This window comes from Pantoea sp. R102 (genome assembly GCF_004916815.1).
Taxonomy (GTDB): Bacteria; Pseudomonadota; Gammaproteobacteria; order Enterobacterales; family Enterobacteriaceae; genus Pantoea; species Pantoea dispersa.
Genome location: NZ_SDFT01000044.1, coordinates 39,230 through 65,058, shown reverse-complemented (window position 1 = coordinate 65,058; position 25,829 = coordinate 39,230). Strand labels below are relative to the sequence as shown.

23 protein-coding genes and 2 pseudogenes are annotated in these 25,829 nt (G+C 58.3%); 5 read left to right on the top strand and 20 right to left on the bottom strand.

Annotation, left to right across the window (positions count from 1 at the left end):
- A pseudogene (locus ERD80_RS22815) lies at positions 1–160 on the top strand (3-phenylpropionate MFS transporter); the annotation flags it as partial.
- Here the strand turns inward: ERD80_RS22815 and ERD80_RS06390 are convergent.
- Positions 149–655: pseudogene (locus ERD80_RS06390) on the bottom strand (MFS transporter); the annotation flags it as partial. The pseudogenes ERD80_RS22815 and ERD80_RS06390 sit on opposite strands and share 12 nt — an antisense overlap.
- Positions 656–779: 124 nt before the next feature.
- Entirely contained in the window at positions 780–2,033 is a 1,254-nt protein-coding gene (glyA, locus tag ERD80_RS06385) for a serine hydroxymethyltransferase (protein ID WP_021506540.1), read from the bottom strand.
- A 336-nt stretch (positions 2,034–2,369) separates the two neighbouring features.
- On the opposite strand from glyA, the gene hmpA reads away from it, so the two are divergent.
- Entirely contained in the window at positions 2,370–3,554 is a 1,185-nt protein-coding gene (gene hmpA, locus ERD80_RS06380) for an NO-inducible flavohemoprotein (RefSeq protein WP_136546246.1), read from the top strand.
- Positions 3,555–3,605: 51 nt separating this feature from the next.
- Here the strand turns inward: hmpA and glnB are convergent, their stop codons facing one another.
- From glnB to purL, 5 genes are all read right to left on the bottom strand, one after another.
- Positions 3,606–3,944: a nitrogen regulatory protein P-II gene (gene glnB / locus ERD80_RS06375; RefSeq protein WP_007886217.1), complete on the bottom strand. Its 339-nt coding sequence runs from the start codon at positions 3,942–3,944 to the stop codon at positions 3,606–3,608.
- 77 nt (positions 3,945–4,021) lie between these two features.
- On the bottom strand, positions 4,022–5,353 hold the full coding sequence (gene glrR / locus ERD80_RS06370) for a two-component system response regulator GlrR (protein WP_058758284.1): 1,332 nt from the start codon (positions 5,351–5,353) through the stop codon (positions 4,022–4,024).
- A 2-nt stretch (positions 5,354–5,355) separates the two neighbouring features.
- Positions 5,356–6,027 (bottom strand): two-component system QseEF-associated lipoprotein QseG, encoded by a 672-nt coding sequence (gene qseG / locus ERD80_RS06365; RefSeq protein ID WP_136546244.1) that lies wholly within the window; start codon positions 6,025–6,027, stop codon positions 5,356–5,358.
- Positions 6,028–6,030: 3 nt separating this feature from the next.
- On the bottom strand, positions 6,031–7,458 hold the full coding sequence (locus ERD80_RS06360; protein WP_125309208.1) for a HAMP domain-containing sensor histidine kinase: 1,428 nt from the start codon (positions 7,456–7,458) through the stop codon (positions 6,031–6,033).
- A gap of 640 nt (positions 7,459–8,098) precedes the next feature.
- Positions 8,099–11,989 (bottom strand): phosphoribosylformylglycinamidine synthase, encoded by a 3,891-nt coding sequence (purL, locus tag ERD80_RS06355; RefSeq protein ID WP_058775645.1) that lies wholly within the window; start codon positions 11,987–11,989, stop codon positions 8,099–8,101.
- A gap of 270 nt (positions 11,990–12,259) precedes the next feature.
- On the opposite strand from purL, the gene mltF reads away from it, so the two are divergent.
- Complete coding sequence (gene mltF, locus ERD80_RS06350) at positions 12,260–13,717, top strand: membrane-bound lytic murein transglycosylase MltF (RefSeq protein WP_021506534.1); 1,458 nt, start codon at positions 12,260–12,262, stop codon at positions 13,715–13,717.
- Here mltF and tadA read toward each other — a convergent pair.
- Positions 13,714–14,208: a tRNA adenosine(34) deaminase TadA gene (gene tadA / locus ERD80_RS06345; RefSeq protein WP_071813580.1), complete on the bottom strand. Its 495-nt coding sequence runs from the start codon at positions 14,206–14,208 to the stop codon at positions 13,714–13,716. The two genes, mltF and tadA, sit on opposite strands and share 4 nt — an antisense overlap.
- Before the next feature lie 57 nt (positions 14,209–14,265).
- Positions 14,266–14,904 (bottom strand): phosphatidylglycerophosphatase C, encoded by a 639-nt coding sequence (gene yfhb / locus ERD80_RS06340; protein ID WP_125309210.1) that lies wholly within the window; start codon positions 14,902–14,904, stop codon positions 14,266–14,268.
- Between the two features lie 216 nt (positions 14,905–15,120).
- Here yfhb and ERD80_RS06335 point away from each other — a divergent pair, with 216 nt between their 5' ends.
- Positions 15,121–15,960 (top strand): MurR/RpiR family transcriptional regulator, encoded by an 840-nt coding sequence (locus ERD80_RS06335; protein ID WP_021506531.1) that lies wholly within the window; start codon positions 15,121–15,123, stop codon positions 15,958–15,960.
- Between the two features lie 55 nt (positions 15,961–16,015).
- Complete coding sequence (locus ERD80_RS06330) at positions 16,016–16,264, top strand: YfhL family 4Fe-4S dicluster ferredoxin (protein ID WP_136546242.1); 249 nt, start codon at positions 16,016–16,018, stop codon at positions 16,262–16,264.
- Here ERD80_RS06330 and acpS read toward each other — a convergent pair.
- The 11 genes from acpS to rpoE form a co-directional block, all read right to left on the bottom strand.
- Positions 16,261–16,641, bottom strand: coding sequence for a holo-ACP synthase (gene acpS / locus ERD80_RS06325; RefSeq protein WP_010617758.1), 381 nt, complete (start codon positions 16,639–16,641; stop codon positions 16,261–16,263). The two genes, ERD80_RS06330 and acpS, sit on opposite strands and share 4 nt — an antisense overlap.
- Positions 16,641–17,372: a pyridoxine 5'-phosphate synthase gene (gene pdxJ, locus ERD80_RS06320; protein ID WP_058770863.1), complete on the bottom strand. Its 732-nt coding sequence runs from the start codon at positions 17,370–17,372 to the stop codon at positions 16,641–16,643. The genes acpS and pdxJ overlap by 1 nt, the downstream gene beginning before the upstream one ends.
- Before the next feature lie 60 nt (positions 17,373–17,432).
- Positions 17,433–18,170, bottom strand: coding sequence for a DNA repair protein RecO (gene recO / locus ERD80_RS06315; RefSeq protein WP_021506525.1), 738 nt, complete (start codon positions 18,168–18,170; stop codon positions 17,433–17,435).
- A 3-nt stretch (positions 18,171–18,173) separates the two neighbouring features.
- On the bottom strand, positions 18,174–19,076 hold the full coding sequence (gene era / locus ERD80_RS06310) for a GTPase Era (protein ID WP_058758278.1): 903 nt from the start codon (positions 19,074–19,076) through the stop codon (positions 18,174–18,176).
- Between the two features lie 48 nt (positions 19,077–19,124).
- On the bottom strand, positions 19,125–19,805 hold the full coding sequence (gene rnc / locus ERD80_RS06305; RefSeq protein ID WP_021506523.1) for a ribonuclease III: 681 nt from the start codon (positions 19,803–19,805) through the stop codon (positions 19,125–19,127).
- A gap of 118 nt (positions 19,806–19,923) precedes the next feature.
- Entirely contained in the window at positions 19,924–20,895 is a 972-nt protein-coding gene (gene lepB, locus ERD80_RS06300) for a signal peptidase I (RefSeq protein WP_021506522.1), read from the bottom strand.
- A 9-nt stretch (positions 20,896–20,904) separates the two neighbouring features.
- A complete protein-coding gene (gene lepA / locus ERD80_RS06295; RefSeq protein ID WP_136546240.1) occupies positions 20,905–22,704 on the bottom strand; it encodes a translation elongation factor 4 in 1,800 nt (599 codons plus the stop codon).
- Between the two features lie 218 nt (positions 22,705–22,922).
- Positions 22,923–23,387 (bottom strand): SoxR-reducing system protein RseC, encoded by a 465-nt coding sequence (rseC, locus tag ERD80_RS06290; RefSeq protein WP_021506520.1) that lies wholly within the window; start codon positions 23,385–23,387, stop codon positions 22,923–22,925.
- Complete coding sequence (gene rseB, locus ERD80_RS06285) at positions 23,384–24,340, bottom strand: sigma-E factor regulatory protein RseB (protein ID WP_031279374.1); 957 nt, start codon at positions 24,338–24,340, stop codon at positions 23,384–23,386. The genes rseC and rseB overlap by 4 nt, the downstream gene beginning before the upstream one ends.
- Positions 24,340–24,996, bottom strand: a complete 657-nt coding sequence (gene rseA / locus ERD80_RS06280; protein WP_021506518.1) for an anti-sigma-E factor RseA — start codon at positions 24,994–24,996, stop codon at positions 24,340–24,342. The genes rseB and rseA overlap by 1 nt, the downstream gene beginning before the upstream one ends.
- Before the next feature lie 27 nt (positions 24,997–25,023).
- Positions 25,024–25,602 (bottom strand): RNA polymerase sigma factor RpoE, encoded by a 579-nt coding sequence (gene rpoE / locus ERD80_RS06275; protein ID WP_010617748.1) that lies wholly within the window; start codon positions 25,600–25,602, stop codon positions 25,024–25,026.
- Positions 25,603–25,829 lie beyond the last annotated feature (227 nt).

The window sequence follows — 25,829 nt, the reverse complement described above, 5'->3', positions numbered from 1 at the left end:
GCTGGCGTTTGTTATCAGCTCGGCGCTTACCGGTATGCTGGTCAGCGCCTGGTCATCGCAGGTGATTCTGCTACTGCTGAGCGCAGGCGCGCTGGCGATGCTGTCAGGCATGCTGCTGCCGCCACAAACCCGACCGCAGGGTGAGCTACGCCAGGGCGCCTGCGCTCAGCAGTAGCAGAATCACCTGCGATGACCAGGCGCTGACCAGCATACCGGTAAGCGCCGAGCTGATAACAAACGCCAGCGAGCCCCACAGCCGTACCGGACCATAGGCCAGCCCGATTTGCTGTGTCCAGGTGGCCGCCAGCGCATCACTCAGCGGCACCAGCGGCGAGAAGAACAGGTTAAAACCAATCATCACCAGCAGCAGCCATAGCCACTGACTGCCCAGCCAGAAACCGAGCGCGAACAGACAGGTCGCCAGCGCCAGCAGGCGCAGCGCAACAATCAGCTGCGCTGGATTTTTCACCTGCGAAGCAATCAACAGGCTGCCGGCAAAGCGCGCCACCATGCCACAGCCGAGCAGCAGGCCAATTTTTTCCGCATCCAGCCCGTTGCCTTTCAGCCACACGCTCCAGAACGGCAGATAGATGCCATAGCAGAAAAAGTAGGTGAAGTAGCTCAGTCCCAGCCACCTGGCCGATCCGATGGTCATGTTTCCTCCTGTTGACGCTCCGCCGTGCGCGGAATGGCCGTTACTTTCTCAAAGCCGCCTGCGAAAGGGAATAAAAAAAGGATGGCTTGCGCCATCCTTCTTCACACTGCGGGTTTAGCGCTTATCAGGCATAAACCGGCAGACGGGCACAGATATCCAGCACTTTCTGTTTGGTGCGCTCGATAGTGGCTTCGTCGTTGATATTGTCGAGAACGTCAGCGATCCAGCCCGCCAGTTCGCGCACTTCCGCTTCTTTGAAACCGCGACGGGTCACTGCTGGCGTACCGATACGCACACCGGAGGTCACAAACGGGCTCTTCGGATCGTTAGGTACGCTGTTTTTGTTCACGGTGATGTTAGCGCGGCCCAGAGCGGCATCCGCCTCTTTACCGGTCAGCCCTTTGCTCACCAGATCGATCAGGAATAGGTGGTTGTAAGTACCGCCTGAGACGATGTTGTAACCGCGCTCCAGCAGCACTTCCACCATCGCTTTGGCGTTCTTCGCGACCTGCTGCTGATAAGCCTTGAACTCCGGCTCCATGGCTTCTTTGAACGCCACGGCTTTGCCGGCGATAACGTGCATCAGCGGGCCGCCCTGACCACCCGGGAACACCGCGGAGTTCAGTTTCTTGTACAGCTCTTCGTCGCCGTTTTTCGCCAGGATCAGGCCACCGCGCGGGCCGGCCAGCGTTTTGTGCGTGGTCGAGGTCACGATGTGCGCGTGCGGTACCGGGTTCGGGTAGACATCAGCAGCGATCAGACCGGCAACGTGGGCCATATCAACAAACAGCCAGGCGCCGATGCTGTCGGCGATTTCACGCATTTTGGCCCAGTCGCACACGCCAGAGTAAGCAGAGAAGCCGCCCACGATCATTTTTGGCTTGTGGGTCTGCGCCAGTTCGGCCAGCTCTTCGTAATTGATTTTGCCGGTTTCATCGATGCCGTAAGGGATAACGTTGTACAGTTTACCGGACAGGTTGACCGGCGAACCGTGGGTCAGGTGACCACCGTGTGCCAGGTTCATGCCCAGAATGGTGTCGCCCGGCTGCAGCAGCGCGGTATACACCGCGAAGTTAGCCTGGGAGCCGGAGTGCGGCTGCACGTTAGCGTAATCCGCGCCGAACAGCGCTTTGGCGCGATCGATCGCCAGCTGCTCAACGATATCCACATATTCACATCCGCCGTAGTAGCGTTTGCCCGGATAGCCTTCGGCATATTTGTTGGTGAGCTGTGAACCTTGCGCCTGCATAACGCGTGGGCTGGTGTAGTTTTCCGAAGCAATCAGTTCAATGTGCTCTTCCTGACGCACCTTCTCCTGCTCCATAGCCTGCCACAACTCGGCATCATAATCGGCAATGTTCATATCACGCTTTAACATCCGCATCTCCTGACTCAGCAACTTTTTAACGGCAGTTTAAGCCCCGGCTGGGGGCGAAGGCCAACAGTGTAAACGGTTTTGCCAGGGGACGGTAGCGCCAATCCCCTCTTTTTACGCAAACGATTGGCAAGGCGCTGGCACGGGATTTTTACGCTTTTTAGCCGGGGAAGAAAACCGGATATTTGTTCATCAGCAGCGGGAAAATTTTTCAGCTTTGCGCGCCCGCCAGCAGATTGGCACTCGTCACCCCAGACAAAACGGGGGATTTACAGTGCGCGGCAACAGGCATAACATGCATTTAAAATACATGTTTAAAATTACTCTGAGGATCAGCCCATGCTTGACGCACAAACCATCGCCACCGTGAAATCTACCCTGCCCGCGATTGCTCAACTCGGCCCGCAGCTGACCGGTCACTTTTATCAGCGGATGCTGACGCAGCATCCCGAGCTGAAGAACGTGTTTAACATGAACAACCAGCGCAGCGGCAATCAGCGTGAAGCGCTGTTTAACGCGATCTGCGCGTACGGCAGCAACCTGGAAAACCTCGCGGTGCTGCTGCCGGCGGTGGAGAAAATTGCGCAGAAGCATGCCAGCCTGAATATTCAGCCGGCGCAGTACGCGATTGTCGGGGAAAACCTGCTGGCGACGATTAAAGAGCTGCTCAATCCAGGCGATGAAGTACTGGCGGCGTGGGGCAAAGCCTATGGCGTGCTGGCTGAGGTGTTTATCCAGCGTGAAGCAGCGATTTACCGTGCGTCGGAAGAAAAGGTCGGCGGCTGGCGCGGCGCGCGCGATTTTCGTATCCGTGCGATTACCGCGCAGAGCTCGGTGATCAAAAGCATTGAGCTGGTGCCGAATGATGGAGAGCCGGTGGCGGACTTCCTGCCCGGCCAGTATCTGACCCTCAGTCTGCGCCCGGCGGACAGCGACTACATTCAGCACCGCCAGTATTCGCTGACGCATCTGCCGGATGGCAAAGCCTATCGCATTGCGGTGAAACACGAAGCGCAGGGCAGCGTCTCCGGCTGGCTGCATCAGCATGCGAAGGTCGGCGATATCGTGCAGTGCGCCGCGCCGGCCGGGGATTTCTTCCTGCAGGCAGCGGCGCAGACGCCGGTGACGCTGATCTCAGCCGGCGTCGGGCAAACGCCGCTGTTAGCCATGCTGGCCAGCCTGGCGGAGCAGCAGCACCCGGCCGCGGTATGCTGGCTGCACGCTACCGAAAACGGCGCGCAGCACGCATTTGCTGATGAGGTCGCGGCGCTGGGTGCGCAACTACCGCGCTTTAGCCGCCACGTCTGGTATCGCCAGCCGCAAGCTGACGACGCGGGACGTTACGACGCGCAAGGCCTGATGGATTTAGCCACCGTCTCAACCGCACTGACCCAGCCCGAGGGTCAGTTCTGGATTTGCGGCCCGCTGGCATTCATGCAGTTTGTTGCACGCCAGCTGACCGACGCCGGCATCAGCGCCGACCGCATTCACTACGAGGTGTTCGGTCCGCACAAGGTGCTGTAAATGAAAAAGCCTGCACGCGGCAGGCTTTGTGTCTGGTGAGGAGCGAAGGGCTCAGATGGCCTCTTCGTCTTCCTCGCCGGTACGAATACGCACGACGCGCGCCACGTCAAAGACAAAGATTTTGCCGTCGCCGATTTTACCGGTCTGCGCGGTTTTCATGATGGTTTCTACGCAGGTATCGACGATATCATCGCCCACCACCATCTCGATTTTCACTTTTGGCAGAAAATCGACCATGTATTCGGCACCGCGATACAGCTCGGTGTGGCCTTTCTGACGTCCGAAGCCTTTCACTTCGCTGACCGTCATCCCGGTGATGCCCACTTCTGCTAAGGCTTCACGCACATCATCGAGTTTGAATGGTTTGATAATTGCATCGATCTTTTTCATCACAGATCCTTTTTTCGCTCCCTCCATGATGGACGGGTAACTATGAGTATAAGTGTTCCTGACGCTGCCGCAGCAAGCTACTCTTTAAATTCGCTGGCGTCCAGTTCGTGGCGCGACAGCAGCTTATAAAACTCGGTACGGTTGCGTCCAGCCAGACGCGCCGCATGCGTCACATTACCTTTGGTCATCTGCAGCAGTTTGCGCAGATAGTTAAGCTCAAACTGGTTGCGTGCTTCGACAAAGGTCGGTAGCGCCGTGTTCTCGCCAGCCAGCGCCTGCTCTACCAGCGCGTCACCAATTACCGGCGACGTAGTAAGCGCCACGCACTGCTCAATCACGTTAACCAGCTGGCGCACATTTCCCGGCCAGCTGGCACTCACCAGCCGTTTCATCGCATCGACCGAGAAGCTGCGCACAAACGGTTTGTGGCGATCGGCCGACTGGCGCAGCAGATGGTTGGCCAGCAGCGGGATGTCTTCGGCGCGTTCGTGCAGTGCCGGGATCCTGAGATTCACCACGTTGAGACGATAGTAGAGATCTTCGCGGAAGCTTTTCTTCTCCATCGCCTTCGGCAGATCGCGGTGCGTGGCAGAGATGATGCGCACGTTGATGTCGAGATCGCGGTTGCTGCCCAGCGGGCGCACTTTGCGCTCCTGCAGCACGCGGAGAAGTTTTACCTGCAGCGCCTGCGGCATGTCGCCAATCTCATCGAGAAACAGCGTGCCGCCTTCCGCCGCCTGAAACAGCCCTTCGCGCGCACTTACGGCACCGGTGAAGGCGCCTTTGGCGTGGCCAAACAGCTCGGACTCCAGCAGTTGTTCCGGCAGCGCGCCGCAGTTGATGGCAATGAAAGGTTTGCCGGCGCGCGGACTGGCAGCATGAATCGCCTGCGCCAGTACCTCTTTGCCGGTTCCGCTCTGGCCGTTAATCAATATACTGACGTCAGATTGCGCCACCATGTGCGCCTGCTCCAGCAGCCGCAGCATCAGCGGATTACGCGTGACGATCGCTTCGCGCCAGCCGTCATCGCTGACCGGCGCGCGCTGCGCCAGTGCTTCGTCAATCGCTTTGTATAGCGCATCGCGATCGACCGGTTTGGTCAGAAAGCTGAACACGCCCTGCTGCGTGGCGGCTACCGCGTCCGGAATCGAGCCGTGCGCGGTCAGGATGATGACCGGCAGTCCGGTATGGCGCTTCTGGATTTCAGCAAACAGCGCCAAGCCATCCATTTCATCCATGCGCAGATCGCTGATCACCAAATCGACTTTCTCTTTCTGCAGATGACGCAGGGCTTCCGGCCCGCTGGCCGCGGTCGCTACCTGATAGCCTTCACTGCTGAGACGCATACCGAGCAGCTTGAGTAAGCCCGGATCGTCATCCACCAGCAGTAAGCGTGCGGCCTGTTTCATGGTTACTGCTCCTCGCTTTGGGCATCGCTGACACCGTGCGTGCTGTCGCCGCTGTCCGGCGCTTTGCGCGATGACAGCTGACGCTCGATGTCAGTCAGTCGCTGCAATTTACGCTGGGTATCGTCCAGCGTTTGCCGCAGTTGCGTTTGCTGCTGACGCAGGCGATCCAGTTCAGCGTCATTGCTTTGCTGCAGCGCGGCGTAGCGGCCGCGCGCCTCGCTCAGCTCCAGCTGCGCGGCCTGGTTACTGCGCCACAGCTGCAGCAATGGACGCACCGCCGCCGGATAATCCGCGCTATAGCTGTCGAGCGTATCAACGTACTGACGGCGCTCCACCGGCGTCACGTTGCCGTTCGCCAGCAGGATGCCCTGCTTAAAGGCGCGCGCCCAGTTCTGTACCGGCCAGCGCCGCGCTTCCGCCCGCGCTTCGGCCGCCGACAGCCGCTCACCGCAGTCGATAGCGCGCTGCCAGTAAAGTGGATTGCTCATGGCCGCCGGTGCTTCAATCTGCCAGACATTCTGGCAATCGGCGGCCAGATAATCCGCCAGGCGCACGTCCGGCTCCGGCAGGTTCACCGCACCGCGCGGCGTACTGCTCTGGGGTGGCGCCTGACAGGCGCTCAGGCCGATGACGATCAGTGCGCCGACGAGAAATCGGCTGGATGTGAGTTTCATTAATCAGGCATTCCCGGCGCTGGTAGTCAAAATGATACGAAAACAGACGTCCGCGTCCGTGCGCGTGACCAACTGCAAATCACCCTGCATCCTGCGCAGGCAATCTTTGGCGATGCTTAATCCCAGCCCGCTGCCTTTCACCGGCCCTTTGCGCTGCTGGCTCCCCTGATAAAAGGGCTCAAAGATCATCGCCTGCTCTTCAGCCGGAATCGGCGTGCCGGTGTTCGCCACCTCAATCCACACCTGGTTGCCCTTCTGCTGGCTCTGCAGCCAGATGTTACCGGATTCGCTACCGTAGTTCACGGCGTTCGAGTAGAGGTTATCAATCACCCGCTGCAACAGCGTCGGTTCCGCCAGACAATAGCGGGCCTGCAGATCGATATGCGTGTGCATCTGGCGCGCGCTGGCGGGCAGTGAGTGCACCCTGACGACGCTATCAATGATAGCGTCGATAGCCACCGGTTCCAGCCGCATTGGGCTGTCCGCCAGCCGGCGATTGTAGTCGAGCAGCTGTTCAATCAGTCGCTGCAGATGACGGCTGCTGGTGTCGAGAATGGCGACAACTTCCTGCTGTTCCGCATTGAGCGGGCCGGCAACCTGGTCGGCCAGCAGTTCGGTGCCTTCGCGCAGGCTGGCCAGCGGCGTTTTGAGTTCGTGCGACAGGTGGCGCAGAAACTCATGCCGCTGTGCTTCCAGCCAGCTAAGACGTTCGCTGAGCCAGACTATGCGCTGTCCCAGCGAGCGAATTTCGCGTGGCCCGCGAAAACTGACGCTATTGCCCAGCGTTTTCCCCTCGCCCAGCCGGTTAATCATGCGTTCGACGCGCTTAACCGGGCCGATAATCATGCCGGTGAACAGCAGTACCAGCACCAGACTGATTAAAAACAGTATCAGCGCCTGCCAGCCAAAAAACTGGCCGCGATCGGCAATTTCGCGCTGTAGCTGCAGGCCGCGTGAAAACACCACTTCACGCGTGGCCTGCACCATGCGGGTGTTGGCGGCGGAGAATGCCTCCAGCGCGCTCGCCGCCGGTGCCAGCAGATTGCCGTTATCACACTGCAGCTTTTCCAGCTGCGGCAGCGCGCTCTGCAATATTTTGAACGTTGGCAAATCGGGCAGGCTGGCGGCATGGCTGCTGAGCATCTGGCCGTAGCGGCTCCACTGCGTTTGATACAGGCGTGCCAGACTGGCATCGCCCAGCACGCAATACTGGCGATAGCTACGCTCCAGCTCCAGCGCCGTACGCGCCATCGCCTCACTGCGACGCACGTCGGTAAAGGTGTTGCGGTTGGTGTCCGCCGCCTGATTACTCAATGCTGAAAGGCTTTCCCATGCCTGCCATGCCAGCACCAGCAGCGGCAGCAGCACCAGCAGAAAGGCCATTAAAACCAGTTGCCGCAGGGATCGGGGAAACAGACGCCATCTCTTCACAACCGCGTTTCCTTTGAGGTGAGTTGCAGGCATGCTAGCGAAGTCCGGCAAGGTTAGAAAGGCTGAAAACGAAAACGGCAGGCCTTTTGGCCTGCCGTGAGAGCGACGCCGCAGCATCGCCTGCAAAATAGGTGGAGCCTAACTCAACGTTGCGTCCGGTGCCTGATAACGTTGCAAAGCAAGCGATTATCGGTTGGGTGGACGGCAGGCTCCGTTTGGTGCGTCATTCGATATTTTATGAGCTCAACCGCAGTGCGGGGCAATCATAGACAGGAGAATGAGCAACGTAATAAGTATAGCAAATATCGTGCCAGAAAATAAATAGCCTTGTTAATCAGCATACTGCCAGCTCAGGGAGGGAATTAACGACGCTTTCGGACCGGCTGGTCTGGAAAAAGTGTCGCCGATTAGCAACGGCTTTAACGCGCTAACTTTGCGCCTATAAAAAACAACGATTTAAATGTCACCTTTTAGCGACAACTCAGCCATGGGATTGTCGTCATTTTCCGACATGCCACAGATGTCAGGGAATCACAGCGGATCGAGAGCAGTGTCCACGCGACAAAATTAAAAAAGGCCGCGTTGAGCGGCCTTTGCACGGTGCCCGTGAATGGTCACCGGTAAGAGACAGGATTCAGGTTTAACCCAGCTGCTTGCGCGCGTTGCGGAAAATGCGCATCCACGGGCTGTCTTCGCCCCACTCCGCCGGATGCCACGAATTGCTGACGGTGCGGAACACGCGCTCCGGATGCGGCATCATAATGGTGACGCGCCCGCTTTCGTTGGTCACGGCGGTGATGCCGTTAGGTGAGCCGTTCGGGTTTGCCGGATAGGTCTCGGTGACCTTGCCGAAGTTATCGACGAAGCGCAGCGCCACCAGCCCTTTCGCTTCCAGCTCAGCCAGATGCGCACCGTCACGCACTTCAACAAAACCTTCACCGTGCGAGACGGCAATCGGCATGCGAGAACCGACCATGCCGTCCAGCAGCAGTGACGGGCTGGCGGCCACTTCCACCAGGCTGAAGCGTGCTTCAAAGCGCTCGGACTGGTTACGCACAAAGCGCGGCCACAGCTCGCTGCCCGGAATCAGTTCACGCAGATTCGACATCATCTGGCAGCCGTTACACACGCCCAGCGCCAGCGTCTGCGGACGATGGAAGAAGTTTTCAAACTCGTCACGCACGCGGCTGTTGAACAGAATCGATTTCGCCCAGCCTTCGCCCGCACCCAGCACGTCGCCGTAGGAGAAGCCGCCACAGGCGACCAGCGCGTGGAATTCCTCCAGACCACGACGGCCCGCCAGCAGATCGCTCATGTGCACGTCAACCGCGGTGAAGCCTGCGCGGTGGAAGGCAGCAGCCATCTCAACGTGCGAGTTCACGCCCTGCTCGCGCAGCACGGCAACGCGCGGACGCGCGCCAGTGGCGATCATCGGTGCCGCCACATCCTCTTCCGGACGGAAGGTCAGCTGCACGTTCAGGCCAGGATCGTTATCGTCTTTCTTCGCTTCATGTTCCTGATCGGCACAGGCCGGGTTATCGCGCAGGCGCTGCATCTGCCAGGTGGTTTCAGCCCACCAGGTACGCAGGGTGGTACGGCTTTCGCTGTACACCGCGCTGTCGCCGGAGCGGATAACAAAACGGTCGCCCGGCAGCGCTTTACCGATGACGTGAACATTGCTGCTCAGACCGTGATCGGCAAATACTTTTTCCACAGCCGCGCGGTCGGCAGCGTTAATCTGCAGTACGGCGCCCAGCTCTTCCGTAAACAGTGCTGCCAGCGCATCGCTGCCCAGCGCGGCGATATCCGCCTCAATACCGCAGTGGCCGGTGAAGGCCATCTCAGCCAGCGTGACCAGCAGACCGCCATCCGAGCGGTCGTGGTAAGCCAGCAGTTTCTGCTCGCTGACCAGCGTCTGAATTGCATTGAAGAAGCCAGCCAGCTGCGCGGCATCGCGCACGTCGGCCGGTTTGTCGCCCAGCTGGCGATACACCTGTGACAGCGCCGTGGCGCCGAGGGTGTTAGCACCGTTGCCGAGATCCACCAGCAGCAGCAGGTTGTCGCCTTCCGGCTGCAGCTGTGGCGTTACGGTGCGACGCACATCTTCAACACGTGCAAAAGCCGTAATGACCAGCGACAGCGGCGAAGTCATTTCGCGCTGTTCAGTGCCCTGCTGCCAGCGGGTTTTCATCGACATGGAGTCTTTACCCACCGGAATGGTGATCCCCAGCGCCGGGCACAGCTCTTCGCCCACCGCTTTTACCGCGGCGTACAGGCCAGCGTCTTCGCCCGGGTGACCGGCTGCAGCCATCCAGTTTGCCGACAGCTTCACGCGCTTCAGTGAACCGATCGCGGTCGCGGCCAGGTTGGTCAGCGCTTCGCCCACCGCCAGGCGGCCGGACGCAGCGAAATCAAGCAGCGCTACCGGCGCACGTTCGCCCATGGCAAACGCTTCACCGTGGTAGCTGTCAAGGCTGGCGGTGGTCACGGCGCAGTTCGCCACCGGGATCTGCCACGGCCCGACCATCTGATCGCGCGCCACCATGCCGGTTACGCTGCGGTCACCGATGGTCACCAGGAAGGTTTTTTCCGCCACGGTTGGCAGATGCAGCACGCGGTTTACCGCATCGGCAATGGTAATGCCGTCCCGCACCAGCGCGTCACCTTTCGCCTGCTGGCTGGCCACGTCGCGCGTCATTTTTGGCGTTTTACCCAGCAGCACGTCGAGCGGCATGTCGATCGGTTTGTTATCGAAATGGCTGTCGGCAAGGTTCAGGTGCTGCTCTTCGGTCGCTTCACCAATCACCGCGTACGGCGCACGTTCGCGCTGGCACAGTTCATCGAACAGCGCCAGTTTGTCCGGCGCAACCGCCAGCACATAACGCTCCTGCGACTCGTTACACCACACTTCCAGCGGGCTCATGCCTGGCTCATCGCTAAGGATGTCGCGCAGGTTGAAGTTGCCGCCGCGGCCACCGTCGCTCACCAGCTCCGGCATGGCGTTAGACAGGCCACCGGCACCGACGTCGTGAATAAACAGAATCGGGTTGGCTTCGCCCAGCTGCCAGCAGCGGTCAATCACTTCCTGACAGCGACGCTCCATCTCCGGGTTGTCACGCTGCACCGAGGCGAAGTCGAGATCGGCATCCGACTGGCCGGACGCCATCGAGGACGCCGCGCCGCCGCCAAGGCCGATATTCATCGCCGGACCGCCCAGCACGATCAGCTTCGCGCCAACCACGATCTCTCCCTTCTGCACGTGATCGGCGCGGATGTTACCAATGCCGCCGGCCAGCATGATCGGCTTGTGATAGCCGCGCAGCTCAACGCCGTTGTGGCTGTTGACCTGCTCTTCATAAGTACGGAAATAGCCGTTCAGCGCCGGGCGACCAAATTCGTTGTTGAACGCGGCGCCGCCTAACGGGCCTTCGGTCATGATATCCAGCGCGGTAACAATGCGATCCGGCTTGCCGAAATCCTCTTCCCACGGCTGTTCAAAGCCGGGAATACGCAGGTTGGAAACCGAGAAGCCGACCAGACCCGCTTTCGGCTTCGCGCCGCGTCCAGTGGCACCTTCGTCACGGATTTCCCCGCCGGAACCGGTGGCGGCACCTGGCCATGGCGAAATGGCCGTCGGGTGGTTGTGGGTTTCCACCTTCATCAGGATATGCGCGGCTTCCTGATGGAACTCGTATTCGCCCTGCTGCGCATCCGCGTAGAAACGCCCGACCTCGGAGCCTTCCATCACCGCGGCATTGTCTTTATACGCCGACAGGACGTGTTCCGGATGCTGCTCAAAGGTGTTTTTAATCATTTTAAACAGCGACTTCGGCTGTTTTTCGCCGTCGATAATCCAGTCGGCGTTAAAAATCTTGTGACGACAGTGCTCGGAGTTCGCCTGAGCGAACATATAGAGCTCGATGTCGTTCGGATTGCGGCCCAGTCTGGTGAAGGCATCGAGCAGGTAATCAATTTCGTCATCGGCCAGCGCCAGGCCGAGCGTGCGGTTAGCCTGCTCCAGCGCCTCGCGCCCTCCGCCCAGCACGTCTACGCTTTTCAGCGGCTGCGGCTCATGATGCGCGAACAGCTGTTCTGCCGCGCTGAGCTCCGTAAACACGGTTTCCATCATGCGGTCGTGCAGCAGGCTGGCCAGTTGCTGCCACTGCGCGTCAGTCAGCTGCGGCGCCTGTACATAGAAGGCCAGACCGCGCTCCAGGCGCAATACCTGTGGCAGATCGCAGTTGTGGGCGATATCGGTGGCTTTCGATGACCAGGGAGAAATGGTGCCGGGACGCGGCGTCACCAGCAACAGACGCCCTTGTGGCGCATGTTCGGCGAGAGAAGGACCGTATTTCAGCAGACGCTGCAGGCGGGCTTGCTGTTCCGCGCTGAGCGGTGCGCTGACATCGGCGAAATGGACGTACTCGGCGTAAATATCACTCACCGGCAGGTGAGCGTCCTGAAAGCGGGTCAGCAGTTTGTTTACACGAAATGCCGACAGAGCGGGCGAACCACGCAGAATTTCCATCATTAAAGATCTCTCGTCTTCGAAGCGCCGGGCGACGCTTCATGGGGCGCAACAGGGAAAACGGGCGGTATTATAGAGAAATGGCACGGGTTACGAAACCGTTTGCGCAGAAAAACTGAGCCTCAGGATTTGCCTGAATTTTGCGCAAATCTTGCTATATAAGTTGCCCTGTTGCGCTTTGTTGCGCAAAATGCCCCTCGCTCTGGGAGTGCAAAACAACATAAATACTGCCTTTAAAAGACAGAGGCCTGTGAGCCATTACGAGACAACTATTTGAAACGCCTGAAATTAAATTATCTGTTTATCGGTCTGATCACCGTGCTGCTTGCGCTGGCGCTGTGGCCGTCCATCCCCTGGTACGGGGGCGGAAAAGACGCGTTATCACAGATCAAATCGCGGGGAGTGTTGCGCATCAGTACCGTCAACTCGCCGCTGACTTACTACACCATCAATAATGCACCAGCCGGTATGGACTACGAGCTGGCGAAGCGCTTCGCCGATTATCTTGGCGTGAAGCTGGAAGTCACGGTGCGGCCCAACCTCGGCGACCTGTTTGACGATCTCGACGACGGCAAAGCCGACCTGCTGGCCGCCGGGCTGATCTACAACAGCGAGCGCCTCAGCCGTTATCAGAGTGGCCCGAGCTACTATTCGGTGTCGCAGCAGCTGGTGTATCGCATCGACAAACCGCGGCCCAAAAACCTTGGTGATCTGAAAGGCCGGCTGATTGTGCAGTCCGGTTCGGCCTATCTGTCAACGTTACGTTCCGCCAAAGCGGACAGCTATCCCGATCTCGACTGGGCCATTTCCACCGATATGGGCCAGAAAGCGCTGCTGGAAGCGGTCGCCGACGGCAAGCTCGACTATACCGTGGGGGATTCGGTGACCATCGGCCTGCTGCAGCGTATCCATCCACAGCTGGCAGTGGCGTTTGATATTACCGATGAAGAGCCGGTGACCTGGTATCTGCCACGTAACGATGACGATAGCCTGAACGCCGCCATGCTCGACTTCTACAGTCAGATGGGGGAAGAAGGCACCATGGCGCGGCTGGAAGAGAAGTATCTCGGCCACGTCGGCACCTTTGATTATGTCGATACCCGCACCTTCCTGCGCGCAATTGATAACACGCTGCCGGATATCAAGCCGCTGTTTGAGAAGTACGCGTCCAGTATCGACTGGCGCCTGCTGGCGGCGATTTCCTACCAGGAGTCGCACTGGAATCCGCAGGCGACCTCGCCCACCGGCGTGCGCGGCATGATGATGCTGACGCGCAATACCGCTGACAGCCTCGACGTGAACGATCGTCTCGATCCGGAACAGAGCATTCGCGGCGGCAGCGAATACCTGCGGCGCATGATGGAAAAAGTGCCGGAGACCATTCCGGAAGATGAACGCATCTGGTTTGCGCTGGCGGCCTATAACATGGGCTACGCACATATGCTGGATGCACGCCGGCTGACCCTCAAACAGGGTGGCAATCCGGACAGCTGGGCCGACGTTAAGCTGCGCCTGCCGATGCTGAGCCAGAAGCGCTATTACGCGCAGACCACATACGGCTATGCGCGCGGCCACGAAGCTTATAACTACGTTGAGAACATCCGTAAGTATCAGATCAGCCTGGTAGGCTATCTGCAGGAGCAGGAGAAACGGCTGGCGCAGCAGTCGGCGCTGGAAGCGGAACTCGGAGCCGGTTATCCGGCCGTCGAACCAAAGATTGCGATGAACTAATCGGCGCGCAGCGCCTGCCGCTGTGCGCGCTTCTGTTCCCGGCGCATACGGAAGAAGTCGCTCAGCAGCGTGGCGCACTCCTCTGCCAGCACGCCATGCGCAATCTCTATCTGATGATTCATGCCCGGATGGCCGATCACATCCAGCAGCGAACCGGCGGCACCGGTTTTCTCATCCTTCGCGCCATAGACCAGACGGGTAATCCGGCTGTGCACCATGGCACCTGCACACATCACGCACGGCTCCAGCGTCACGTATAAGGTGGTGTCGAGCAGCCGGTAATTATCAATCACTTTTCCGCCCTGACGCAGCGCCATAATCTCGGCATGCGCGGTGGGATCGCACTGGCTAATCGGCCGGTTCCAGCCCTCGCCAATCACTCTGTCACCCTGCACCAGCACCGCACCGACCGGCACTTCGCCCTGCTCCCACGCACGCCGCGCCAGTTCAAGCGCGTGGCGCATCCAGTATTCATCAGTTTGTGGGTTCAACGGGCAACTCCTGCGGATTAACAAGGCGGCGCATTATAGACGGAATCCAGCTGCGATTCACTCCAGCTGTTGCAGTTCACCGCGCGGCGTCACGCGCCAGCGGTGCTGGCAGAAAAACAGCAGCGGGTTATCCTGCTTGCTGTCGCTGTAGCCGCTGTATAGCTGCAGCGGCGTACCGATTTTTTCCTCGAGCTGCGCCACTTTTTCATGGCCAAGACAGCGCATGGCTAATACCCGGCCGCCACGGCCCGGTTTCATCTGGCTGGCGATCAGCTTCACGCGCGGCAGAAACGCGGAATCAAAATAGACCTGCTCCACCAGCGACTGCGGCGAGCCGGTAATCAGCCAGACATCGGCATCTTCACTGCTGAGGTAGTCAGTCAGCCGCTGCTGCACCACCGGAAACGCGGTGACGCGTTCGCGAAACCAGCGGGCAAATTCGGCCTCACGCTGGCGCAGCGTGGCCTCACGATGGCCAAAGGTGATAGCCCACAGCAGCAGGCTCATCGGCCAGCGCGCGGCGCGCCCCTTTATCAGCATACCCATACCGATGACTGGCAGCAGCGGCACCACCAGCATCAGATTGAGCGGCTGGCGGCGCAGCAGATAACGCATAAATGTGCCAAACATGTCCTGCTGATGCAGCGTGCCGTCCAGGTCAAAAAATACTACGCGGCGATGCGAACCCTTTGTCAAACCCGACTCCTTTTTCTAAACGCGGCGATACCTGCTCTACAGTGTAGCCAGCATCGCGCGCCGGGGCGAAAGCTGTCATTTTTAATTCCAGTGGCTACAATGCCATTTGAATAGTTTATTCTCTGCGTCGGCGCGATGTCATCTGACATTCCTGGCCAGACATTTCCTTCCGCGAGCGGCTAAGCTGTGTGCGGGACTATGGATTAAGGATCGGACATGAGTTCATTGCTGCGAATTCGCCAGCTCTACCCACGCCTGGCGCTGAACGAGCGTCGGCTGGCGGATTTTTTGCTGTCGCAGCCTGATCGGGCACGGCATCTGAGTTCACAAAAACTGGCGGAAGAGTCAGGCGTCAGCCAGTCGAGCGTGGTGAAGTTCGCCCAGAAACTGGGTTACAAAGGCTTTCCGGCGCTGAAGCTGGCGCTGAGTGAGTCGCTGGCCGACCGCGATGCCATCACCGTGCACAACCACATTCTGAGTGACGATCCGCTTAAAGTTGTCGGCGAAAAGCTGCTGACGGAAAAAATTTCGGCGATTCGCGCCACGCTGGATATCAACAGCGAAGAGAAACTCACGGAAACGCTGCAGCTGCTGAAAAACGCCAACCGCATTCTGCTGGTCGGCATTGGCGCTTCCGGGCTGGTGGCGAAAGATTTTTCGTGGAAGCTGATGAAGATTGGCATCAACGCCGTCGCCGAGCAGGACATGCACGCGCTACTGGCCAGCGTTCAGGCGATGGCACCCGGCGATGTGCTGCTGGCAATCTCCTACACCGGCGAACGTCGCGAGATTAACCTCGCGGCGCAGGAAGCGGCGGCGATTGGCGCCGATGTGCTGGCGTTCACCGGCTTTACCCCGAATTCGCTGCAGCAGTGCGCCACGGTCTGTCTGTATACCGTCGCCGAGGAGCAGAGCACGCGCAGTGCGGCCATCTCCTCCACCAGCGCCCAGCTGGCGCTGACCGATCTGCTGTTTATGGCGCTGGTGCAGAACGATCCGGAACGCGCCTCCAGCCATATTCGTCACAGCGAGGAGCTGGTGAAAAAGCTGGTCTGATGAGCTTAGGTGAGTATAATAACCGCGCTTTTATTGTTGTTAACGGACTCACCTGATGGCCTTACTGATCACCACCAAATGCATTAACTGCGACATGTGCGAGCCTGAGTGCCCGAACCAGGCGATCAGCATGGGTGAATCGATCTATCAGATCGACGCTGACCGCTGCACCGAGTGCGTGGGTCATTATGATGAGCCGACCTGTCAGAGCGTCTGCCCGATTGATAACACTATTCTTTCAGACCCGCAGCACGTGGAAAGTCGCGACGCGCTGTGGGAGAAATTTGTAATGCTGCACGCTTAATCTTCGATAATCACCGTGGCGCAGGCATAGTGGCGCTCGTCGGCCAGCGTGACGTGCACATGCTGCACGCCCAGCTGGCTGGCAATCACTTTGGCCTGTTCAAAGAAGCGCAGGCCAGGCTTCCCCAGCGCATCGTTGTACACTTCAAACTGATTGAACGCTAAGCCGCCGCGAATGCCGGTGCCGAAGGCTTTTGCCGCCGCCTCTTTCACCGCAAAACGTTTGGCGAGGAAGCGCACCGGCTGCTGATGCGCCTGATACTGCTGCCACTCAGCTTCGCTCAGCACGCGGCGCGCCAGACGATCGCCGGAGCGTTCAATCACGCCAGCGATACGCTCGATCTCGACGATATCGCTGCCCAGCCCCAGAATGGCCATTAGCGGCGCGCTTCCCGCATCAGTGCCTTCATGTCGCTGACCGCCGCTGCAAGACCGCTGAACAGCGCACGACCAATAATCGCGTGACCAATGTTCAGCTCATGCATTTCTGGCAGCGCAGCAATCGGCTGGACGTTGTGATACGTCAGACCGTGGCCAGCATTGACCTTCAGGCCGCGGCTGGCGGCAAAGGTCGCAGCGCTGGCGATACGCGCCAGTTCGGCATCGCGTGCCAGCCCTTCCGGTGCTTCAGCATAGGCGCCAGTGTGGATTTCAATGTAAGGCGCACCGCTGGCGACCGCCGCTTCAATCTGGCGCTGATCGGCATCGATAAACAGCGACACCAGAATGCCCGCCTCGCTCAGCTGTTTGACTGCCGCGTTGACCTTGTCCTGCTGACCGGCCACATCAAGGCCGCCTTCGGTGGTCACTTCCTGACGCTTTTCCGGCACCAGGCAGACAAAATGCGGTTTGATGTCGCAGGCGATGCCGACCATTTCGTCGGTGACCGCCATCTCAAGATTCATGCGGGTATGAATGGTGTCGCGTAGGATCCGCACGTCGCGATCGGTGATGTGACGGCGATCTTCACGCAGGTGCACGGTAATGCCGTCTGCGCCCGCCTGCTCCGCGACAAACGCGGCCTGTACCGGATCAGGATAGTTTGTGCCACGTGCGTTACGTACGGTGGCAATGTGATCGATGTTGACCCCTAACAGCAACTCAGCCATGACAATCCTTAAATGTGTTCAGTATGTTTGCAGTGTAACGCGCGGAGCCTGTCAGGTGCATCACCCGCGCTCGTCGTTTGCCACGTTCGGTCGTTTTTTCGGCACAAACTGACGGAACAGCTCCTGGCTCTTCAGCGGCTTACCGCCCAGATAAGGTTTCAGCGCCATACGCGTGAAGCGTTTGGCGGCACGCAGCGTGTCGGCGTCGGGAAATTCGCGCTCCCACAGCGCGCGCAGCTGGCGACCGGTGAAACTGCGCTGATTGACCACCAGACTGGCGATAAAGCCTTTCTCTTCGCGATAGCTGTAGGTCATGCCGTCGTCGACCGCCTCGCCGCTGCCGGCGCAGTGCAGAAAGTCGACGCCGTAGCCCAGGTGGCCAAGCAGTGCCAGCTCAAAACGGCGCAGCGCTGGCTCGGGCGAACCGTTGGCCGCCGCCAGCGTCTGGATACAGGAGAGATAATCGAAGAACAGTTCGGAGAAGGGAATTTCCTGCTCCAGCACCCGCGACAGCAGCTCGTTAACATACAGGCCGCAGTAGAGCGTGATGCCGCTGAGCGGCAGCGCCAGCGACACCGCTTCGGCGTTACGCAGGGTTTTGACTTCGCCACGGCCACCCCAGCGCACCAGTAGCGGTGTGAAGGGTTGCAGTGCGCCTTTAAGCTGGGAACGGCGCGAGCGTGCGCCCTTGGCAAGGACGCGGACGCGTCCCTGACTTTCGCTGAACAGATCGAGCAGCAGGCTGGTTTCGCTGTAAGGGCGACTATGCAGCACAAAGGCGCGTTGCCAGCCTTCCATCAATTAGTCGTCTGTATAACCCAGGCTGCGCAGCGCACGTTCGTCATCCGCCCAGCCCGATTTCACTTTAACCCACAGCTCGAGATGGACTTTCGCCTCGAACATCTCTTCCATGTCTTTACGCGCTTCGATACCGATGGTTTTGATTTTGGCACCTTTGTTGCCAATCACCATCTTCTTCTGCCCTTCGCGCTCAACCAGAATCAAACCGTTGATGTCATAGCCGCCGCGCTCGTTAGAGACAAACTGCTCGATCTCCACAGTTACCGAATACGGTAACTCGGCACCGAGGAAGCGCATCAGTTTTTCACGGATGATTTCTGAGGCCATGAAACGCTGCGAGCGATCGGTGATGTAGTCTTCCGGGAAGTGGTGATCCGACAGCGGCAGGCGCTTGCGGGCAATTTCCGCAATGGCATCCACGTTTTTACCGGTTTCGGCGGAGATCGGCACGATCTCGAGGAAGTTCATCTGCTGGCTGAGGAACTGCAGGTGCGGCAGCAGGATGCTTTTATCCTGGATGTTGTCGACTTTGTTTACCGCCAGCACCACCGGCACTTTGCCGTCACGCAGCTTGTTGAGCACCATCTCATCGTCAGGCGTCCAGCGCGTGCCTTCCACCACAAAAATTACCAGCTCAACGTCACCGATGGAGCTGCTGGCAGCACGGTTCATCAGGCGGTTGATCGCCCGCTTCTCTTCCATATGCAGGCCGGGTGTATCCACGTAGATCGCCTGATAAGCGCCTTCGGTATGAATACCCATGATGCGGTGGCGCGTGGTTTGCGGCTTGCGCGAGGTGATCGACACCTTCTGCCCCAGCAGCTGGTTCAGTAAGGTGGATTTGCCGACGTTAGGCCGGCCGACAATCGCGATAAAGCCGCTGTATGTTTCGAGTTCGCTCATTCGGGTCCTGATTGGGCAGCCTCACTGCTGAGGCTGCGAAATGACAATTTATTCGAGGCCGAGCTTGATTAACGCCTGTTCGGCGGCGGCCTGCTCTGCTTTACGGCGGCTGGAGCCCACGCCCACCACCGGTTCAGCCATCCCACTCACCTGACAGTGAATGGTAAATTCCTGATCGTGCGCTTCGCCACGTACCTGTACCACCAGATAAGACGGCAGCGGCAGATGACGGCCCTGCAGATACTCCTGCAGGCGCGTTTTCGGATCTTTTTGCTTATCGCCCGGGCTGATCTGCTCAAGGCGATTCTGATACCAGTCGAGAATCAGCTTCTCGACCGTCTGAATATTGCTGTCGAGGAAGATGCCACCGATCAGCGCCTCGACGGTATCCGCGAGGATGGATTCCCGGCGGAACCCGCCGCTTTTCAGCTCGCCCGGCCCCAGACGCAGACATTCGCCCAGCTCAAACTCGCGCGCCATTTCGGCCAGCGTGTTGCCGCGTACCAACGTGGCACGCATGCGGCTCATGTCGCCTTCGTCCACGCGCGGGAAGCGGTGATACAGCGCGTTGGCAATCACATAGCTGAGGATAGAATCGCCAAGAAATTCAAGACGCTCGTTATGTTTGCTGCTGGCGCTGCGGTGAGTCAGAGCCTGCTGCAGTAATTCCGGATGAGTAAAAGTGTAGCCCAGTTTGCGCTGCAGCTTGTTAATGAGGATGGGGTTCATGCGATTCCAGTTGTTCTGTGCGTCTGTGACTCTGCATACCAAACAGGGCTGAAGGTCCAGCACGTTCTGTTTGGTGTGCAGTGGCTCCCTGACTCGCAGGAAGCCAACCGTTTTTAAATCAGTGAATACCGCCAATGCGACTCAGTCGCACGCCGGTCGGCCACTGTCCTTCCTGTTTCTCAAAGCTCATCCAGATAGCAACCGCTTTGCCGACCAGATTCTTCTCGGGCACAAAGCCCCAGTAGCGGCTGTCGGCGCTGTTATCACGGTTATCGCCCATCATGAAGTATTGCCCCTGCGGCACAATCCACGTGGCCTGCGGCTGACCCGGCTGCTGATAATACATGCTCGCCTGGCTCTGCGCTTCGTTCACCAGCAGGATATCGTGCGTGACGTTGCCCAGCGTCTCTTTGCGCGTGCCAAGACGCAGGCCGCCCCGCAGCGTTTCGCCCTGCGGCACCTGGTAGAAACCGTTGCCGGTTTCGTTACCATCAAAGCCGCTGAAGGTCTGGATGAAATCGCTCGGCTCAATGTTGGTATAGGTCACCGGCAGCGCCGTGTCACACTTGCCCGTGCCGCAGCCTGGGTTGATGGTCAGGGTTTTGCTGTAAGGATCAAACACCACTTTGTCGCCCGGCAGACCGATCACGCGCTTGATGTAATCCACGCTCGGATCTTTCGGGTATTTGAACACCGCGACATCTCCGCGCTGCGGATGGCCGGTCGGGATCAGCGTGGTTTGCGTGATCGGATCTTTGATGCCGTAAGCAAATTTCTCCACCAGGATGAAGTCGCCAATCAGCAGCGTCGGCATCATCGAGCCAGAAGGGATCTGAAACGGTTCGAAGATAAACGAGCGCACGATCAGTACCACCGCCAGCACCGGGAACACCGACGCTGCGGTTTCAACCCAGCCCGGCTGCGCGGCCACTTTGGCCAGCGTTTTGCTGTCGAGCGAATTACCTGCCTGAGCCTGTGCCGCCGCCTGCTTTGCCCGGCGCGCCGGGGCCCACTTAAAGCGATCGATACACCAGATGATGCCGGTTAACAGAGTGGCAATCACCAGAATCAGGGCGAACATGTTAGCCATTAAAGTTCCTTATTTGCTGTCTTTACCGACATGCAGAATGGCAAGGAATGCTTCCTGCGGCAGCTCAACGTTGCCGACCTGCTTCATTCGCTTCTTACCTTCTTTCTGCTTCTGCAACAGCTTCTTCTTACGGCTGACGTCACCGCCATAGCATTTCGCCAGGACGTTTTTACGCAGCTGTTTCACTGTTGAGCGAGCGATAATGTGGTTGCCGATTGCTGCCTGAATCGCAATATCGAACTGCTGGCGCGGGATCAGATCTTTCATCTTCTCCACCAGCTCGCGGCCACGATACTGTGAGTTATCACGGTGCGTAATCAGCGCCAGCGCATCAACGCGTTCTGAGTTAATCAGGACGTCGACGCGCACCATGTCAGAGGTCTGGAAACGTTTGAAGTTATAGTCCAGCGACGCATAGCCGCGCGACGTTGATTTCAGACGGTCGAAGAAGTCGAGTACCACTTCCGCCATCGGAATCTCATAGGTCAGCGCAACCTGTTTGCCGTGGTAAACCATGTTAGTCTGCACACCGCGTTTTTCGATACACAGCGTAATGACGTTGCCCAGAAACTCCTGCGGCAGCAGCATATGACACTCAGCGATCGGTTCGCGCAGTTCAGCAATATTATTCAGCGGCGGCAGCTTCGATGGGCTGTCGACGTACACCACTTCTCCGTCAGTGGTTTCCACTTCGTACACAACCGTTGGCGCGGTGGTGATCAGGTCGAGATCGTATTCACGCTCCAGACGCTCCTGGATGATCTCCATGTGCAGCAGGCCGAGGAAGCCACAGCGGAAGCCAAAGCCCAGCGCGGTGGAGCTCTCTGGCTCATAGAACAGCGAGGCGTCGTTCAGGCTCAGCTTGCCTAAGGCATCACGAAAAGCTTCGTAGTCGTCGGAGCTTACCGGGAACAGACCGGCATAAACCTGCGGCTTCACTTTTTTGAAGCCCGGCAGCGCTTTGTCCGCTGGGTTACGTTGCAGCGTCAGGGTATCGCCCACCGGCGCGCCGAGGATGTCTTTGATGGCGCACACCAGCCAGCCTACCTCGCCACACTTCAGCTCGGTACGGTCAATTTGTTTTGGCGTGAAAATGCCGAGGCGGTCAGCGTTGTACACCTGCCCGGTACTCATTACCTTGACTTTATCGCCTTTGCGCAGCGTGCCGTTTTTAATACGGATCAGCGACACTACACCGAGGTAGTTATCAAACCAGGAGTCGATGATCAGCGCCTGCAGCGGGCCTTCCGCATCACCTTCCGGCGGCGGAATATCCCGTACCAGACGTTCCAGCACATCCGGTACGCCGACGCCGGTTTTCGCCGAGCAACGCACCGCATCCGCGGCGTCAATGCCGACGATATCTTCAATCTCTTCCGCCACGCGCTCCGGGTCGGCCGCAGGCAGGTCGATCTTGTTCAGTACCGGTACCACTTCCAGATCCATTTCCATGGCGGTGTAGCAGTTCGCCAGGGTCTGCGCTTCAACGCCCTGACCTGCATCAACCACCAGCAATGCCCCTTCACAGGCCGCCAGCGAGCGGGAAACTTCATAAGAGAAGTCAACATGGCCTGGGGTGTCGATAAAATTGAGCTGGTAAGTTTCACCGTTTGGCGCGTGGTAATTGAGCGTAACGCTCTGCGCTTTAATGGTGATGCCGCGCTCGCGCTCCAGATCCATCGAATCCAGAACCTGCGCCGCCATCTCACGATCGCTCAGGCCACCGCAAATCTGAATCAAACGGTCAGAGAGCGTTGATTTGCCGTGGTCAATGTGAGCGATAATGGAGAAATTTCGTATGTGCTTCATTTATATGAATATCTTCACGTAGAAAATCAGTTGAAAACGTGAGCACAGACACATTCAGGCAAGTGAGCTTTACCCGGAACCCTGTCAGCCTCGTTAATGACGACGCATATTACACTGTTAACGCCGCGCGTTAAAGAATGGAACTGCGGGGAATCGCAACAGAATTCAGCGATTAAGACGAAATGAAAAGGCCGCGCAATACGCGGCCTGAACGGGGATCAACTATGGTTTTCCACCCGTAGCGCATCAGGCGGGAGCGCAACGCTGAGAATCACCGGCTGGAACGCCTCGCGATCGCCAAACCGGCTGGAAACCCCTTTGGCAACAATAAAGCCGCCAACGCCACCCAGCAGCGCACCGCAGGCCGCAGCAAGGTCGCTGTGGAACAGCATCTGGAACAGGCCCGCGACCAGGAACAGACCAAACAGTGGCGTCATATATACCAGCAACGCAGAACCGAGCAGGCTGCTTTCGCGAATGCCCAGCTCAATGCGCTGGCCCGGCTGCAGCGGCTCCGGACTGGCGATGGTCATTACATGGGCGTTTTTCGGTCCCAGCTGGTTGAGCGCATGGCTGCCGCAGCCTTTGCGCGCTGAACAACTGTTGCAGGAGGTTTTCGCTTCCGAATGCAGAGTAGCGACGCCCTCTTTCCATGCCACCACGGTGGCCCATTCTCTCATCATTTTGTCGCACCTGAATCTATGCTGTCCGCGATACGTTTGGCGGTGGTCGGCGGCAATTCGCCCACCACGGTAATTTCACGATTATCGCGCACTTCGGTCTGTACCGTACGACGTCCAGTGCGCAATGACTGTGGCGAACTGCTTTTATCGGCAGGCGTAATGTTGATAGCGAAGCTGAACAAGCCATCGCTGTACAAACGGGATTCCACGGTTTTGTTCATCGCCGGAATGTCACGCCGGCTTTGCGAAATCAGCTTCATGCCGGCCGGTAACCAGCCTGGCTGCCAGCTGAGCTGCACTTTGTCGCCTGCCGGTAACGACAGCGACGGCGGCAGATTGGCTTTTTCCAGCCCCTGCATCAGATTGCGCACGCCTTCATCGACGGCAAAACTGATGACGCGGAACTGCTCCAGCGTCTCGCCATCACGATCCAGCAAATCAATCCGCAGCGGCAGTTTGGTATCGACGTCCAGCCACACTACGTAGCTGTAGCGCGTGCCGTCACGCGACACGATGCGCACCACTTCGCACATCTGATCGGCCATGCGTGAGCGCCCTACCGGAATAAAATCGTAGGCATCGCCGAGGCGCGAGAAGTCAGCGAACATCAGCGCCGGCAGCGCATCAATAATGTGGTTGCCCGGCAGTGAGAACGGATCGAGACCCGGTTCGAAATAGCTGATGTCGTTGCCGCGCTGGATCACCTCACGGCGCGGTCCGTCCATCTGTAATAGCTGAGCGAACACGCGATTGTCGATGACCGCATGGCGGTAACGCAGGGATTCAATGCCCAGACGCGAGACATTGATATAGGCGAATTCGTAGTTGAGGTTCTGGCTGGCCTGCTCCATCTGCTGTAACAACGCCCCGGACGCAGATGTCTGCGCCGGGGCGGTAGATGACCAAAGCAGGCTGCCTGCCAGCAGGCTAACGGCACACCAAAGCTGCTTCATTACTGCTGTTGAGTTCCTAACGACTGAGTTCCGGGAACGTTAGCCTGCGCCTGTTGCGGCGCATTGCTTTCAAACTGCACCTGATCGGCATGCAGGCGGCGTTGCAGTTCGTAATCCTGCAGCATGGCATTCACGCGGCGACGCTGCTCCTGCACCTGCTGATTTGAGCTGTTGGTGTCAAAAGCATCAGACGGCACGCCCAGGCTGACCGGTGACGCTTTACCCATCATCGGTAAGGTATTAAAGGCTGGTGCATCCGACGTTTCCGTCGCGCTGCCCGCCGGTGAGCTGTTGTAGTGCTGCACACCGACGATCACCGCCAGCGACACACAGGCCGCCACACCGATCTGCGTGACCTGAGCAACCCAGCCGCCACCGCGACGCCAGAACGGCATTTTCTGCCAGCGCGACGGCTCCGGCTGTGCTTCCGGGATCAACGAAGTCACTTTGCGCACCGGCTCATTTTCGATGGCGGCAGCAACGCGTGCGGAGATATCAAAATGCAGCACTTCGCCCACATCGCCCCGCAGGGTGTCGCGGATCAGATGGTAGCTCTCCCAGCTTTTTTGTAGATCTGCATCCTTCGATAACGACGCCAGCAGCTCGTTATCTAAAGTTTCACCATCCATTAAAGCGGAAAGTTTTTCTTTCTGCATGTTTTGGTACCCTTCCAGTAGCCGTTATCACTGACGTTGGATAAGCGGTTGAACTTTATTATCAATGGCTTCCCGGGCCCGGAAGATACGTGAACGTACGGTACCTACCGGACAATCCATGATGGCGGCGATCTCTTCGTAACTCAGACCATCCAGTTCCCGCAGGGTGATGGCCATACGCAGATCTTCAGGCAACGCCTCAATCGTCCGAAAAACAATTTGTTTCAGTTCGTCTGACAACATTAAGTTCTCAGGGTTCGAAATTTCTTTTAGCGCACCCGCACTTTCGAAATTTTCCGCGTCAATCGCGTCCACATCGCTGGACGGCGGCCGGCGCCCCTGAGCCACCAGATAATTCTTCGCGGTGTTGACCGCAATGCGGTACAGCCACGTGTAAAAGGCGCTATCACCCCGGAACGACTCCAGTGCGCGATACGCTTTAATGAAAGATTCCTGAACCACATCAGGCACATCGCCTGACGGGACATAACGTGAAACCAGGCTCGCCACTTTATGCTGGTATCGGATCACCAGTAAATTAAATGACTTTTGATCTCCTTTCTGAACCCGCTCAACGAGAACCTGATCCGTTAACTGCTCGCTCATCCGAGGTAATGTCTCCCCAAATCTCTTTTATGCGTAAGTGAACTGCCAGCACATCTCATTTATTGTGAGCAAGCATGCGCTTAGAGTCCCGTTCTGGCCTGAAGTTCACCACGACCTGATATTTTCTGTACCGGTGCCCTGACATCGTTGTTGTTGATGGTCTTTCAGTGTAGCGACTTACCGCACTGGTGGTGTCGTTGGCGGCACCGATAATCGCTGGCAGAGTA

What these genes read in the sequence shown, in the direction of transcription:
- glyA (WP_021506540.1), bottom strand. Translation starts at nt 2,033, where the DNA reads ATGTTAAAGCGTGATATGAACATTGCCGATTATGATGCCGAGTTGTGG.
- hmpA (WP_136546246.1), top strand. Translation starts at nt 2,370, where the DNA reads ATGCTTGACGCACAAACCATCGCCACCGTGAAATCTACCCTGCCCGCG.
- glnB (WP_007886217.1), bottom strand. Translation starts at nt 3,944, where the DNA reads ATGAAAAAGATCGATGCAATTATCAAACCATTCAAACTCGATGATGTG.
- glrR (WP_058758284.1), bottom strand. Translation starts at nt 5,353, where the DNA reads ATGAAACAGGCCGCACGCTTACTGCTGGTGGATGACGATCCGGGCTTA.
- qseG (WP_136546244.1), bottom strand. Translation starts at nt 6,027, where the DNA reads ATGAAACTCACATCCAGCCGATTTCTCGTCGGCGCACTGATCGTCATC.
- purL (WP_058775645.1), bottom strand. Translation starts at nt 11,989, where the DNA reads ATGATGGAAATTCTGCGTGGTTCGCCCGCTCTGTCGGCATTTCGTGTA.
- ERD80_RS06335 (WP_021506531.1), top strand. Translation starts at nt 15,121, where the DNA reads ATGAGTTCATTGCTGCGAATTCGCCAGCTCTACCCACGCCTGGCGCTG.
- ERD80_RS06330 (WP_136546242.1), top strand. Translation starts at nt 16,016, where the DNA reads ATGGCCTTACTGATCACCACCAAATGCATTAACTGCGACATGTGCGAG.
- acpS (WP_010617758.1), bottom strand. Translation starts at nt 16,641, where the DNA reads ATGGCCATTCTGGGGCTGGGCAGCGATATCGTCGAGATCGAGCGTATC.
- pdxJ (WP_058770863.1), bottom strand. Translation starts at nt 17,372, where the DNA reads ATGGCTGAGTTGCTGTTAGGGGTCAACATCGATCACATTGCCACCGTA.
- recO (WP_021506525.1), bottom strand. Translation starts at nt 18,170, where the DNA reads ATGGAAGGCTGGCAACGCGCCTTTGTGCTGCATAGTCGCCCTTACAGC.
- era (WP_058758278.1), bottom strand. Translation starts at nt 19,076, where the DNA reads ATGAGCGAACTCGAAACATACAGCGGCTTTATCGCGATTGTCGGCCGG.
- rnc (WP_021506523.1), bottom strand. Translation starts at nt 19,805, where the DNA reads ATGAACCCCATCCTCATTAACAAGCTGCAGCGCAAACTGGGCTACACT.
- lepB (WP_021506522.1), bottom strand. Translation starts at nt 20,895, where the DNA reads ATGGCTAACATGTTCGCCCTGATTCTGGTGATTGCCACTCTGTTAACC.
- lepA (WP_136546240.1), bottom strand. Translation starts at nt 22,704, where the DNA reads ATGAAGCACATACGAAATTTCTCCATTATCGCTCACATTGACCACGGC.
- rseC (WP_021506520.1), bottom strand. Translation starts at nt 23,387, where the DNA reads ATGATGAGAGAATGGGCCACCGTGGTGGCATGGAAAGAGGGCGTCGCT.
- rseB (WP_031279374.1), bottom strand. Translation starts at nt 24,340, where the DNA reads ATGAAGCAGCTTTGGTGTGCCGTTAGCCTGCTGGCAGGCAGCCTGCTT.
- rseA (WP_021506518.1), bottom strand. Translation starts at nt 24,996, where the DNA reads ATGCAGAAAGAAAAACTTTCCGCTTTAATGGATGGTGAAACTTTAGAT.
- rpoE (WP_010617748.1), bottom strand. Translation starts at nt 25,602, where the DNA reads ATGAGCGAGCAGTTAACGGATCAGGTTCTCGTTGAGCGGGTTCAGAAA.